Source organism: Ornithinimicrobium sp. (assembly GCF_035267225.1).
Lineage (GTDB): Bacteria > Actinomycetota > Actinomycetes > Actinomycetales > Dermatophilaceae > Ornithinicoccus.
The window spans coordinates 1-12,935 of sequence record NZ_DATFMA010000113.1 but is presented as its reverse complement, the minus strand read 5'-3'; the positions used below and the strand labels follow the sequence as shown (position 1 = coordinate 12,935).

Below are 12,935 nucleotides of genomic sequence, written 5' to 3'. Positions count from 1 at the left end.
AAGACCAGCGGCTGAGACCACCCACCCCTGGAGAGACCCCACTTCATGTCCAAGCGGATCGACGTCAACGACCTGAACATCTACTACGGCTCCTTTCACGCTGTAGCCGATGTGACCATGCAGATCGAGGCCCGCTCGGTGACGGCGTTCATCGGGCCCTCGGGCTGTGGCAAGTCGACCTTCCTGCGCACGCTCAACCGGATGCACGAGGTGATTCCGGGGGCCACCGTGCAGGGCCAGGTCAGCATCGACGGACGGGACCTGTACGCCAAGGGCGTGGACCCGGTGGACGTGCGCCGTGAGGTCGGCATGGTCTTCCAGCGGCCCAACCCCTTCCCGACCATGTCGGTGAAGGAGAACGTCCTGGCCGGGGTCAAGCTCAACAGCCAGCGGGTCACCACCACAGCCGCCGACGAGCTCACCGAACGGGCGCTGCGCGCGGCCAACCTGTGGGAGGAGGTCAAGGACCGGCTCGACAAGCCCGGGTCCGGGCTCTCCGGAGGTCAGCAGCAGCGGCTGTGCATCGCCCGGGCCATCGCCGTGCAGCCCGAGGTCATCCTCATGGACGAGCCGTGCTCGGCTCTGGACCCGATCTCGACCCTGGCGATCGAGGACCTCATCGCCGAGCTCAAGGAGGAGTACACGGTGGTCATCGTGACCCACAACATGCAGCAGGCGGCGCGCGTCTCCGACCGCACCGGGTTCTTCAACATCGAGGCCACCGGCAAGCCCGGTCGCCTGATCGAGATGGACGAGACGCCCAAGATCTTCAACAACCCGTCGGACAAGGCCACCGAGGACTACATCTCCGGCCGTTTCGGCTGAGCCCTCCGGCCGCGGGCAGCGGGCGGGATGGGGATGATGCTCGCCGGCTGCGCTCAGCGCGGAATGCGGTGGCGAGTGGCCGTGACAATCCGGGCCTCATGTCCCCGGCCCGCCACCGCACAGGCCAAGATCTCGCCCTTGTCCATCGAGGCCGCGCCGATGCGGCGGAAGACCGCTTGCACGCCGCGGGAGCCCGAGTGCGCGCTCAGCTGGTCGAGCACCGCCTCCAGCACCGGCCCGTGGGTACAGATGGCCACGCTGCGCCCGGCGTGGAACACGTTGGTCAGGTGCTTGGCCACCTTGTAGGGCCGGTCCTCGAAGCCCTCCTCGGAGAAGCCGCGTTTCGTGCTCAGAGGCACCACAGCCTGCTGGGCGAAGGGAGCCATGGTGTCGTGACACCGGGTCGACGGCGAGGTGAGGATGTGTTCGGGCGCGTAAGCGCTGAGGATCGGCACCAGGCGCTGGGCCCGTCGCTTCCCGACGGTGGTCAGCGGGCGGATCATGTCGGGCTTCTTCCACGACTTGCGGGCCGTCGCCTTGGCGTGGCGCACCACGAGCAGGGCCCAGGTGTCCAGGTCACCGGTCTCGGCGTGGGCGACCAGAGCGCGCAGCTGGTCCCGGTCACGCGCGTAGGTCAACCGGCGCTCGGCCTTGGCCGGGGTCAGCCAGACCACCTTGTCGACCTCGTGGCGCAGCTTGCCCGATCCGCCGATCTGGCGGCCTGCCCAGTACTCGACCCTCTTGGCCGATCCGCCCTCGTCGCGCCCCAGGCGGTAGGACTGGGAGGGCAGCCGCGGGCCCAGGCGCACCCGCATGCCGGTCTCCTCGAAGGTCTCCCGGGCCGCTGCCGCGGCCCAGTCCTCGCCGCGCTCGAGCTTGCCCTTGGGCCACGACCAGTCGTCGTAGCGGGGCCGGTGCACGAGGGCGACCTGGATCCGGCCCTTCTTCCGCCGCCACGGCAGCACGCCCGAGGCCCGGACCACCGCAGGCGTGCCGACGGCCGCGGTCGCCGGGTCCACGCCCGAGACCTCTGCGGCCGGGGCCAGGGCCTCCAACGGCTGAACGCTCATCGACGGCGCCCGGGCCGCTTGCGGCCGGCGTACTTGGCGATGAGCTCGGTCTGCAGGTCGGCCAGGGGCAGGCCGTCCTCGCCCAGGTGCTGGCGGGTCCACTGGCCACAGTCGTTGAGCGCCCAGGCCGCCACGTGCTCGCTGAGGCCACGGTCCAGGAGCTTCATCAGCGACTTGACCTGACCCTCGTCGCTGACCGGGGCCAGCGCCTCGACACGCCGGTCCAGGTTGCGGTGCATGAGGTCAGCCGAGCCGAAGTAGACCACGGGCTCGCCGCCGCCGCCGAAGGCGAAGATGCGGGAGTGCTCCAGGAAGCGGCCGAGCGTCGATCGCACCGTGATCGTCTCCGACAGCCCGGGGACCCCCGGCCGGACGGCGCAGATGCCGCGCACCCACAGGTCCACCCGGGCCCCGGCGCGGGAGGCGCAGTAGAGGGCGTCGATGATCCGCTCGTCCACGATGGAGTTCACCTTGAAGCGGATCAGCCCGTCGGCGCCGCGCGCGGCCTCGGCGTCGATGAGCTCGACGAGCTGGGAGCGCACCGAGCGGGGCGCGACCAGCAACCGCTTGAACTTCGCCTTCGGCGCCATCCCGGACAGCTGGTTGAACAGCCGCGTGATGTCCTCGGCGACAGCGTCGTCGCAGGTCAGCAGGCCGACATCCTCATACAGCCGAGCGGTCTTGGGGTTGTAGTTCCCGGTGCCGATGTGGCAGTAGCGGCGCAGCCCACCGGACTCCTGGCGGACCACCAGAGCGAGCTTGGCGTGCGTCTTCAGGCCCACCATCCCGTAGACGACGTGCACGCCGGCCCGCTCCAGCTTGCGCGCCCAGCTGATGTTGTTCTCCTCGTCGAAGCGGGCCTTGATCTCGACCACCGCGAGGACCTGCTTGCCGGCGGCAGCGGCCTCGATCAGGGCGTCGATGATCGGGCTGTCGCCGCTGGTGCGGTAGAGCGTCTGCTTGATCGCCAGGACCGCCGGGTCCGCGGCCGCCTGCCCGATGAAGGCCTGCACCGAGGTCGAGAACGAGTCGTAGGGGTGGTGCAGCAGGATGTCGCGCTGTCGCATGGCCCCGAGCACGTCGCCGGGGCTGGAGCGCTCGACCGGGGCCAGCTGGGGGTGCGTCTTGGGCACGAACGCGGGGTAGCGCAGCTCGGTGCGGTCCAGGTCGGCGAGAGTATGCAGCGCGGTGAGGTCGAGCGGCGAAGGCAGCCGGTAGACCTCACCCGTCTGCACCCCCAGCTCGCGGACGAGCAGCTCACGGACGTGGTCGTCCATGTCCTCCTCGATCTCCAGGCGCACCGGGGGGCCGAACCGACGGCGGGTCAGCTCGCGCTCCAGCGCCGTGAGCAGGTTCTCCGCGTCGTCCTCCTCGACCTCGACGTCCTCGTTGCGGGTCACCCGGAAGGTGAACGTCTCCTGCACGGTCATGCCCGGGAACAGCTGGTCGAGGTGGGCGGCGATGACCTGCTCGATGAGCACGAAGCGGTCGCGGTAGAGGTCGTCGTCATCCGTGGTCAACCGGATGAAGCGCGGAAGCAGCGGCGGGACCTTCACCCGGGCGAAGTGCTCTCCGTCGGTGCGGGGGTTGGTCAGGACGACGGCCAGGTTCAGCGAGAGCCCGGACACGTGCGGGAAGGGGTGCGCCGGGTCGACGCCGAGCGGGGTCAGCACGGGGTAGACGGTGCTGCGGAACATCTCCGCCAGGTCGGCCTGCTCCTGCTGCGTGAGCTCGACCCAGGGCACGAGGGTGATGCCCACCTCGTCCAGGGCCGGGCCCACGGTCCGGGCGAACACCTCGGCGTGCTGCTCCATCAGACTGTGCGCGCCGATCGAGATCTCCTCCAACACCTCCCGCGGCTCCAGGCCCGAGGCCGAGCGACTGGCGATGCCGGTGGCGATCCGGCGCTTCAGGCCCGCCACCCGGACCATGAAGAACTCGTCGAGGTTGCCCGCGAAGATGGCCAGGAAGCGGGCGCGCTCCAGCAGCGGCAGCTCAGGGTCGGCGGCCAGCTGCAGCACCCGCTCGTTGAACTGCAGCCACGAGACCTCGCGGTCCAGGAAGCGCCCCTCGGGCAGGTCGTCCGGTCCGCTGCCGGTGTCCTCCTCCGGCTCCAGGCGGACGAAGCGTCCGTTGGCCCCCCGGGGGCGCTGCGGCCGGATGCGCGGCAGCGGTACGACGCTGTTCGACTCGACCACCTCAGGAACCTCGCGCTGGTCCATGCCGGCGGCCGGCGCAGGCTCGGTCTGGGGCGGTGTCTCGGACGCGGCGTCGTGGACGTCGGCGGTGCTCATCCGGTTACTGTAGCCACTGAGCCCGGGGGGAGGGCAGGTCTTCAGGCCTCGTTCGCAGCCGCGTACATCACGTCTACCCCGCTGCGCTCGAACCCCCACCGTCGGTAGCTGGCGATGGCGGGAGCGTTGTCGCCCTCCACGTAGAGCGTCACCTCGGGCAGGCCGCACGCGTCGAGGTGCCGCAGCCCGAGCAGGGTGGTCAGCGTGCCCAGGCCCCGGCCCTGGTAGTCCGGGTGCACCCCGACCACGTAGACCTCGCCGGCCGCGGCGCGACTGGAGCCGGGCGTGGCCGGCTCGACCTTGGTCCAGTGAAACGCGGCCAGCCGCGGCTCGGGCTCGGCCTGGTGGTCCTCCAGAAGCAGAAAGCCGTGCGGGTCGAACCAGGTCTCACCCATCCGGTCCCCGAGGTCCTCCAGCGTGGTGCGGCCCTGTTCTGGATGGTCGGCGAAGGCCGCGGCGTTGACGTCCAGCCACGCCTGCTCGTCCTGGCCGACGATGAAGCTGCGCACCGAGAAGCCCTCCGGCAGCTCCGGGGCCGGCAGCGCGTCCCCGCCCCCGTGGCTGAGGGGGCGAGACATCTGCCACATCTCGCGCACCACCTGCAGGCCCTCCTGAGCGGCCAGGGCCTGCGCCGCCTCGGTGCTGCCGTGGGCCCAGCCCCGGGCCTGCGGCCACCGGCTCAGGACGTGGCGCAGCAGCGCGGTGCCGACGCCGCCTCGGCGGTGGTCCGGGTGGACCACCAGCTCGAAGCCGGCCGGCTCCGCCCCGACCGCGTGCTCGACGTGGGCGTACCCCCGGATCCGGGCGTGGATCTCGCCCGGCGCGTCGAAGACCAGCAGGTGCGTGGAGGGCGTCGAGGCGGCCCCTTCGCTGGGGAGCCGTCGCACGTCCAGCACCGTCTGCTCGGACAGGGGCTTGACCCCGTCGGCCGTGGTCGCCCGCACCGCGAGCGCCAAGACGTCGGCGGACCGGGCCGGGGGGAGGGCGTCGAGCGAGGTGACATCCATGGGCTTACTCTGGCAGGTCGCCGCGCCCGCAGGGCGGCACGGCCCGGTCGACGGTGGCTACTCCACGGTGTCGACGCTGCGCACGCCGGCGAAGCGGTACCCCACGTTACGGATGGTGCCGATCAGAGACTCGCGCTCCGGGCCGAGCTTGGCCCGTAGCCGGCGGATGTGCACGTCGACCGTGCGGGTCCCGCCGTAGTAGTCCATCCCCCAGACCTCCTGCAGCAGCTGCTCCCGGGTCACCACGCGGCCAGGGTGCTGCACGAGGTACTTCAGCAGCTCGAACTCCTTGAAGGTCAGGTCCAGGGGGAGGCCGCCGGCGCGCACGGTCCAGCTCGACTCGTCCACCACGACGTCGGCGATCCTGATCGGGCCGGGGCCCGCGTCGGGGGGCGCCGAGAGGCCCAGGCGCTGGCGCATCAGCCGGAGCCGGGCCTCCACCTCGGCGGGCCCGGAGGTGGACAGCAGGATGTCGCTGACCGGCCACTGGTCGTCGACGACCGAGAGCCCGGCCTCGACGAAGACGCCGATGACGGTGTTCCAGCTGCCCATGGTGTGGATGGTCCGTAGCGTCGACCGAGCCGCCGACATGTCGGCGATGGCGTCGACCAGGACCACCTCCGGCTCAGGACCGTGCAGGAGCGCGGCGGCGTCCAGCGCCTCGACGCGGACGCGGTGAGGCAGGAGGTCCAGAGCCGGAAGCACACGCAGGATGGCGCCCTGGGCGCTCCCGGGGGTGAGCAAGACCATCTCCGCCACAGTGACGAGGATAGTGCTGGACGTTTCCGAGCGATCAGGATCCGGCTCCCGCCGAGCCGGACCCGCCATACTGGGCGGCGTGGACCCGGTCACCGACAGCGTGGAGGTGGAGACCTCGACGCTGTCGGTGACCGGTACCGTCATCGGAACCGCGGCGTTCCTCGGCCTGACCGCGGTGGCCGGCGGCGCTCTGGTCAGCGTCGCTCTCGCGGTGCTGCTGGTGGTCCTCGCCTGGGGCTGGGCGGGGACCCTGGGGCTGCCTACGCCGCGGGGGACGGCCGGGGTGCTGCTTCTCGGTGGCCTGGCCATCCTGGCCAGCGTCTCCCTGCCGGCCGGGTCGGTGGCGCTGGCCTGGCTGCCCGGGGCGCTGGCGATCGCGATGATGTCGGCCTTGCTGCACCAGCTGTTGCGGCGCGACGGCCGCCCACGGGTAGCCGAGTCCGTGAGCTCGGTGCTCTTCGCGCTCTCGCTGTTCACGTGCTCCGCCTTCTTCGTCCCTCTTGCCCGCACCCGCGAGGGGCTGCTGCTCGTCGTAGCGGCCCTGACGGCCGCGGCGCTGTCTGCCGTGGTGGCTACGGCCATGCGCCGGCTGGAGCCGCGATGGGGGGCCTGGCAGGTGCCGGTCGCGTTGCTGGTCGGTGGCGCGGGTGGTGCCGCCGTGGGCGTGCTGAGCGGGCAGCTGTGGACGGCATGCCTCGTGGCGGGGGTGCTTGCCGCCGGCGTCAGCCACGCGACGCGCACGATGTTCTCGGTGCTGCCCACCATGGCTCACCGGCGGCCGCGGGCTGTCGTGGCTCTCAGCTCGGTGTTGGTCGTGGGGGTGGTGCCGTACGCGGTGGCCCTCACGGTGGCACCCGCTGCGCTGCCCGTGTGAGGGAGGCCGGCCCCGCGCCGGGGGCACCTACGATGGTCGGCATGCCGTTCGAGCTGGACCCCACCATGCACGCCGACCTGGCCCCGTTGGCCTGGCTCATCGGGCGATGGGAGGGGGCCGGGGTCCTGGGCTACCCGACCATCGAGTCCGCCCACTTCGGGCAGTCCGTCGAGATCACCCACGACGGCCGGCCGTTCCTGGAGTACCGCAGCCACAGCTGGATCCTGGACGAGTCAGGCGAGCGGGCGCACCCGGCCGCGCGCGAGTCCGGCTACTTCCGGCCCCTGGCCGACGGGGAGGTCGAGCTGATGCTCTGCCACCCCACCGGCATCGTGGAGATGTACGTCGGCACGACCAAGCCGGCGCAGCTGGAGCTGCGCACCGACGGGGTGATCCGCAGCCCGGAGGCCAAGGCCTACGCGGCGGGGCACCGGCTCTACGGCCTGGTCAACTCCAACCTGATGTGGGCGATGGACATGGCGGCCATGGGGCACCCGCTGACCAGCCATGTCTCGGCCGAGCTCAAGCGAGTCGGCTAGCGCGCCTGCCGGAGGCCCGCGTCAGTTGCTGAAGCCGGTCTGGGGTGAGACGTCGTCGGTGTACTCCGCCATGGTGTCGTTCTGCAGGTGCTCGGTGAGCTGGAGCAGCTGCTCCTGGGCCGGGACGACGATCGAGCCGGCCACGTCGTCGCTGCCCACCCCCGTCCACGGGGCGGTCTCGAAGTGGATGTCGTTCCCGCGCACGCCGCGCATGGAGAAGGCCAGTGAGCGCATCTCGGACATGTCGAGGTTCTCGTCGACGGTGAGGTTCTTCGTGGCTGCGTCGACCACCTCGCTCAGTCGCGCCGGGTTGGTCAGCGTCTCCCGCGAGAGCACCTTGAGCATGACCGCCTTCATGAACGCCTGCTGCCGCTGACCGCGCGAGATGTCCCCCTGGCTGAGCGCGTACCGCTCGCGCACGAACTCCAGCCCGGTCTCGCCGTCCATCCGCATCGTGCCCTCGGGGAAGCCGGGGCTGGCCTCGGCCACGTTGACCTCGACGCCGCCCACCGCGTCCGTCATGGCCTTGAAGCTCTCGAAGTTGAAGATGACCACCGAGTCGATCGGCACGCCGACCAGCGGCTGGATGGTCTCGACCAGCAGCGGGGCACCGCCGATGGAGTAGGCCGCGTTGATCTTGTTCGGTCGCGAGGACCCCGGGATGTCCACGAAGTAGTCGCGGGGGAAGTGGATGAGGTCCACCCGCTCCCGGTCGTCCGAGATGTGCATCAGGATGATGACGTCCGAGCGGCCGCGCTCGACGTCGAGGTCCCGGCTGTCGGTACCGATGACGAGGTAGTTCAAGGCGTCCCCCGCCGCCTCGGGCCGCTCCACCGGCACCGGCAGCATGGTGCCGTCCTGCGTGGTCACGGGAGTCTCCTCCTCGGGCAGCAGCGGCTCGTAGCTGACGTTGTCGCTCACCGTGTTGTTCAGGAAGGCCAGGTAGCCCGCCACCCCACCCACGACCAGGAGCCCCAGGAACAGCACCCCCACGATGGCGATGCGCCACCCCCGGCGCCGTCGCGGAGGCCGCCGTTCGCTGTGATGGCCGTCGTCGCCGCCGTCACCGTCGTACTCGTCGAACATGGTGTCGACGCCCCCACCCCGTACCTCACCCATATCACGGAGTGTAAGCGCGGTGAGACGAAACCGGCCCGAACCTGGGAGCCCGGAAGGCACCGACGGACCCGGCCGCTGGTGACAGGGCAGGGTGCAGGCCCGGGTCGTTACGGTAGGAGGGTGCCGACCCAGGATGCTGCCGCTGCGCCGACGGGCGAGGGTGAGGCCGAGTGGGAGAACGCCGTGCACGAGGCGGGGTTGCGGATGACCGAGCCGCGCCGCCGCGTGCTGCAGGCGTTGGAGCAGCTCGGTCACGCCACGCCGGAGGTGCTGGTCGCGCATCTGTCCGCGCAGGGCTCGCCTCTGCCCGCTTCGACGGTCTACCGCAACCTGGAGTCGCTGGCGCGGGCGGGTCTGGTGCGCCACTCGCACATGCACGAGGGGGTTGCCGCCTACCACCTGCCGACCCACGGCCAGCACCTGCACCTGGTGTGCCGGGAGTGTGGCAGGGTCATCGAGGCGGCTCCGGACCTTGCTCGCGACCTGGCTCGGAATCTCCACCGGGCGCACGGCTTTGACGCTGACGTGACCCACATGGCGATCGACGGCCGCTGCTCCGCATGTCGTGAGGAGCGGATCTCGTGACGAGAGAAGGAGGGGTGCGCGATGAGCGTGCCTGGTGACGTGGAGGCGGCCCCCGTGCCATCGGTCACGCTCAGCCCCCTGGCCCGCCGGGAGGGTGCGGTGCCGGCCACCGGTATCGACGCCGGGGTGGCAGCGCACTACGGTGAGCCCGCGCGGGAGCAGCGCCTGCTGGCCGAGTCCTTGGCCTGTGTGGACCTGTCCCATCGCGGGGTGCTCACCGTCAGCGGGCCGGACCGTCTGCGCTGGCTGCACTCCCTGACCACCCAGCACCTGAGCGACCTGCGGCCCCGCACCAGCGTCGAGACGTTGATCCTCTCGCCGAAAGGACACATCGAGCACGCCCTGCACCTCGTCGACGACGGCGACAGCACCTGGGTCACCACCGAGCCCGGGGCGGCCGAGCCGGTGCGGGCCTGGCTGGACTCGATGCGGTTCATGCTCCGGGTCGAGGTGACCGACCGCAGCGAGGAGTTCGCGGTGGTCGGGGAGCCGATCGCAGCGGAGTCGAGCGAGGGTGAGCCCCTGGCCTGGGTCGACCCCTGGCCCCAGGTGACCGGGGACAGCGTGGCCTACGGCCCGGTGAGCGAGCACCCCGGTCTGCATCGCCCGTGGCGCGAGCTCATCGTGCCCCGGGACGAGCTGGCGGCTGCGGTGGGAGCCCGGCCGCTGGCGGGGGTGTGGGCCGCCGAGGCGCTGCGGGTCAACGCGTGGCGACCCCGGGCCGGAGCCGACACCGACCACCGCACGATCCCGCACGAGCTGGACTGGCTGCGCACAGCGGTACACCTGCACAAGGGCTGCTACCGGGGGCAGGAGACGGTCGCCCGGGTCCACAACCTCGGTCGGCCTCCCCGCCGCATGGTCTTCCTGCACCTGGACGGCTCCGGGCACATCCTGCCCGAGGCCGGCGCGGAGGTCCGGGCACAGGCGGGTCCGGATCTCGCAGCCGGTGAGCCCGAGCAGGCGCCGCCCGGGCGGCCGATCGGGCGGTTGACCAGCGTGGCCCGGCACCACACCGACGGGCCGATCGCGCTCGGGGTCGTCAAGCGCAACACCGACCCGTCCGCGGTGCTGTACGCGGGCTCCACGAGCGCCGCGCAGACCGTGATCGGGCAGCCGTGAGCACAAGAGTGAGGGCCGGAGCCGCGGTGAGGCCCTCGTGAACGCCACCCTGGTCACCGTGGCGCCGACGGGAGCCGAGACTCTCAAGGCGGATGTGCCGCAGCTGCCGACCACGTTGGAGGAGCTGGTCGAGACGGCCCAGCGCTGCGAACAGGCCGGGGCGGCCCTGATCCACGTCCATATCCGCGACGCCGAGCACCGCCCGACGCTGGACCCCGCGCGGCTCCGGGAGACCGTGGTGGCGCTGCGGGAGAGCACGGACCTGGTCATCCAGCTCTCGACCGGCGGCTCGGTGCACGACCCCCTCGCGGCGCGGCTGCAGGTGCTCGACGCCGACCCCGACTCGTGCAGCCTGACCTGCGGCACCGTCAACTTCGGTGACGAGGTCTTCAGCAACCCCTATCCCTTCATGAGCGAGCTGTACGTGCAGGCGCAGGAGCGGGGGGTCGTGCCGGAGTTCGAGCTGTTCGACCTCGGCCACGTGGCCGCGTTGCGGCGGCTGATCGACGCCCACGGGCTGCCCTTCGGCGGCAAGGTGCACGTCGACTTCGTCACCGGCGTGCCCGGCGGCATGCCGGGGACGGTGCCGGCTCTCGTGGCGGGGGTCGCGATGCTGCCGCCGGAGGTCACGAGCTGGTCGGCGACCGGGATCGGCCGCAGCCACCTGCCGATCGCTGCCGCCGCCTTGGCCCTGGGCGGACACCTGCGTGTCGGTATGGAGGACAACCTGATGCTGGCCCGTCGCGTACCGGTACAGCACAACGCCGAGCTGGTGTCGCGCGCCGCCCAGCTGGCCGAGGTCATGCAACGGCCGGTGATGAGCACCGGAGAGGCTCGGGCGATGCTGGCGGTCCCCACCCGCGGCTAGGGTGTGCCGCATGTCCCCGCCCGCCCCCGCCACGCCGCTGGGGGGCGCTCCCGTCGTCGCCACCATGACGCGCTCCGGCCTGGTGGAGTCAGTGCACCACGGCATCGTGGTGGCCACCGAGCCCGACGGCACGGTCGCCTTCTCCCGGGGCCCGCACGACGTACCGGTCTACCCTCGCTCCGCCAACAAGCCGATGCAGGCCGTGGCCATGCTGCGCTCGGGACTGCCGCTGGAGGGCGAGCTGCTCGCGTTGGCCAGTGCCAGCCACAGCGGGGAGGACTTCCACCTCGAAGGGGTGCGGCGCATCCTGGCGCTGGCCGACGGGCGGCTGAGCGAGCTCAACCTGCGCAACACCCCGGATGACCCCCTGGGCGAGCAGGCGCGACGCGCCTGGTGGGCCGCCGGACACGGACCGAGCGAGCTCGCCCAGAACTGCTCGGGCAAGCACGCGGCCATGCTGCTGACCTGCGTGGCCGCCGGCTGGGACCCCTCGACGTACCTCGACCCCGACCACCGGCTGCAGCGAGCGGTCGCGGCGGCCATCGAGGACCTCGCCGGCGAGAAGGTCAGCGCCGTCGGCGTCGACGGGTGTGGTGCCCCGGTCATGGCGATCACGCTGGCCGGCGTGGCGCGCGCGTTCGGGGCGATGGCGGCCGCGCCGGGGCACACCCCGCAGGGCCAGGTGGCTGCCGCTCTGCGCGAGCACCCGCGCTGGGTCGGCGGGACCGACCGGGACGTGAGCGCGCTCATGGAGACGGTGCCCGGGCTGATCGCCAAGGACGGCGCCGAGGCGGTGTACGCCGTGGGTCTGCCCGATGGCCGCGGGCTGGCCGTCAAGATCACCGACGGAGGCGGCCGGGCCCGTGCCGTGGTCACGGTGGCGGCCTTGAAGGCGATGGGCCTGGAGACACCAGAGCCTGGGCAGGGCCCGGACCCTCTGGACCTCGTCTGCGCCACTCCGGTCTTCGGTCACGGCCGGCCGGTGGGCGCGGTGGAGGCGGTCGGGCTGCACGAGGGCGGGCGAGGCTGAGGTGCGAGCGGTGCTGCAACGGGTCGACCGGGCCAGCGTCCGGGTCGACGGGGAGGTCGTCGGCCGTATCGGCCCCGGCCTGCTGGCCCTGGTCGCCGCCACTCACGACGACGGCGAGCAGGACGTGGCCACCATGGCGCGCAAGATCGTCGAGCTGCGCATCCTGCCGGAGGAGACCTCACTGCTGGACCGGGTCGGGGCTGCGACGGCGGGCAGCGAGCCGGAGGTGCCCACCCCGGCCGCTCTGGTGGTCAGCCAGTTCACCCTCTACGGGACCACCCGCAAGGGCCGGCGTCCCTCGTGGAGCGAGGCGGCCCCCGGCGCCGTGGCCGAGCCGCTGGTCGATGCCGTCGCCGAGGCCGTGCGAGCGCGAGGGGTGGAGGTGGCCACCGGAGTGTTCGGCGCCCAGATGGAGGTGGAGCTGGTCAACAACGGGCCCTTCACCTTGATCGTGGACACATCGTCTTCCCAAGTTCGACCCGTAAGGTGAGCGTGTGGACCTCATCGCCTCGGCCCAGAGCAGCGTGTCGATGCTGCTCGGGCTGCTCGCCGCCGCCCTGCAGGCCTGGGCCCTCGTCGACGCCCTCCTGACCCGCCCCGACGCCTTCGTCGCCGCCGGCAAGCGCACCAAGGGCTTCTGGCTGGCCATCACCGGTGTGGCGGCCCTGATCGGGTTCGTGTTCGTCCTCAACCCGTTCAACATCTTCAGCCTGCTTGCCATCGTGGCGGCGGCCGTCTACCTCACGGATGTGCGCCCGGCGGTCCGCTCGCTGCGTGGGCGCAACAACCGAGGCACCCAGATGGGCCCCTACGGCCCGTGGTAGGGCTGAGCCCACCACGCAC

14 protein-coding genes are annotated in these 12,935 nt (G+C 71.7%); 9 read left to right on the top strand and 5 right to left on the bottom strand.

Going from position 1 to position 12,935, the window contains the following annotated elements:
* Window positions 1–45: 45 nt before the first annotated feature.
* Window positions 46–825 carry a phosphate ABC transporter ATP-binding protein PstB gene (gene pstB, locus VJ976_RS11415; RefSeq protein WP_324100346.1) on the top strand — a complete coding sequence of 260 codons (780 nt, stop codon included), beginning with the start codon at window positions 46–48 and terminating at the stop codon, window positions 823–825.
* 53 nt (window positions 826–878) lie between these two features.
* On the opposite strand, the gene VJ976_RS11410 is transcribed toward pstB, so the two are convergent.
* Genes VJ976_RS11410 through VJ976_RS11395 form a run of 4 tightly spaced genes read right to left on the bottom strand, consistent with a single transcriptional unit; the run spans window position 879 to window position 5,946 of the window.
* Window positions 879–1,895 carry an NUDIX hydrolase gene (locus VJ976_RS11410; RefSeq protein WP_324100345.1) on the bottom strand — a complete coding sequence of 339 codons (1,017 nt, stop codon included), beginning with the start codon at window positions 1,893–1,895 and terminating at the stop codon, window positions 879–881.
* Entirely contained in the window at window positions 1,892–4,189 is a 2,298-nt protein-coding gene (locus tag VJ976_RS11405) for an RNA degradosome polyphosphate kinase (RefSeq protein WP_324100344.1), read from the bottom strand. Before VJ976_RS11405 ends, VJ976_RS11410 begins: the two co-directional genes overlap by 4 nt.
* 41 nt (window positions 4,190–4,230) lie before the next feature.
* Window positions 4,231–5,196 carry a mycothiol synthase gene (gene mshD, locus VJ976_RS11400; RefSeq protein WP_324100343.1) on the bottom strand — a complete coding sequence of 322 codons (966 nt, stop codon included), beginning with the start codon at window positions 5,194–5,196 and terminating at the stop codon, window positions 4,231–4,233.
* Between the two features lie 57 nt (window positions 5,197–5,253).
* The gene (locus VJ976_RS11395; protein WP_324100347.1) at window positions 5,254–5,946 is read right to left on the bottom strand and encodes a response regulator transcription factor; all 693 of its coding nucleotides are present in this window, start codon (window positions 5,944–5,946) and stop codon (window positions 5,254–5,256) included.
* A gap of 88 nt (window positions 5,947–6,034) precedes the next feature.
* On the opposite strand from VJ976_RS11395, the gene VJ976_RS11390 reads away from it, so the two are divergent.
* Window positions 6,035–6,829 carry a hypothetical protein gene (locus tag VJ976_RS11390; protein ID WP_324100342.1) on the top strand — a complete coding sequence of 265 codons (795 nt, stop codon included), beginning with the start codon at window positions 6,035–6,037 and terminating at the stop codon, window positions 6,827–6,829.
* Between the two features lie 41 nt (window positions 6,830–6,870).
* Window positions 6,871–7,368, top strand: a complete 498-nt coding sequence (locus tag VJ976_RS11385) for an FABP family protein (RefSeq protein WP_324100341.1) — start codon at window positions 6,871–6,873, stop codon at window positions 7,366–7,368.
* Between the two features lie 21 nt (window positions 7,369–7,389).
* Here the strand turns inward: VJ976_RS11385 and VJ976_RS11380 are convergent, their stop codons facing one another.
* Window positions 7,390–8,487 (bottom strand): LCP family protein, encoded by a 1,098-nt coding sequence (locus VJ976_RS11380; RefSeq protein ID WP_324100340.1) that lies wholly within the window; start codon window positions 8,485–8,487, stop codon window positions 7,390–7,392.
* A 120-nt stretch (window positions 8,488–8,607) separates the two neighbouring features.
* Between VJ976_RS11380 and VJ976_RS11375 the strand changes: the two genes are divergently transcribed.
* Genes VJ976_RS11375 through VJ976_RS11350 form a run of 6 tightly spaced genes read left to right on the top strand, consistent with a single transcriptional unit; the run spans window position 8,608 to window position 12,916 of the window.
* Window positions 8,608–9,072, top strand: a complete 465-nt coding sequence (locus VJ976_RS11375; RefSeq protein ID WP_324100339.1) for a Fur family transcriptional regulator — start codon at window positions 8,608–8,610, stop codon at window positions 9,070–9,072.
* Window positions 9,073–9,093: 21 nt separating this feature from the next.
* Window positions 9,094–10,194, top strand: coding sequence for a folate-binding protein (locus VJ976_RS11370; RefSeq protein ID WP_324100338.1), 1,101 nt, complete (start codon window positions 9,094–9,096; stop codon window positions 10,192–10,194).
* 37 nt (window positions 10,195–10,231) lie between these two features.
* Entirely contained in the window at window positions 10,232–11,062 is an 831-nt protein-coding gene (locus VJ976_RS11365) for a 3-keto-5-aminohexanoate cleavage protein (protein ID WP_324100337.1), read from the top strand.
* A gap of 10 nt (window positions 11,063–11,072) precedes the next feature.
* A complete protein-coding gene (locus VJ976_RS11360; RefSeq protein ID WP_324100336.1) occupies window positions 11,073–12,092 on the top strand; it encodes an asparaginase in 1,020 nt (339 codons plus the stop codon).
* A 1-nt stretch (window position 12,093) separates the two neighbouring features.
* Complete coding sequence (gene dtd / locus VJ976_RS11355; RefSeq protein ID WP_324100335.1) at window positions 12,094–12,582, top strand: D-aminoacyl-tRNA deacylase; 489 nt, start codon at window positions 12,094–12,096, stop codon at window positions 12,580–12,582.
* Window positions 12,583–12,586: 4 nt separating this feature from the next.
* Window positions 12,587–12,916: a DUF2516 family protein gene (locus tag VJ976_RS11350; RefSeq protein WP_324100334.1), complete on the top strand. Its 330-nt coding sequence runs from the start codon at window positions 12,587–12,589 to the stop codon at window positions 12,914–12,916.
* Window positions 12,917–12,935 lie beyond the last annotated feature (19 nt).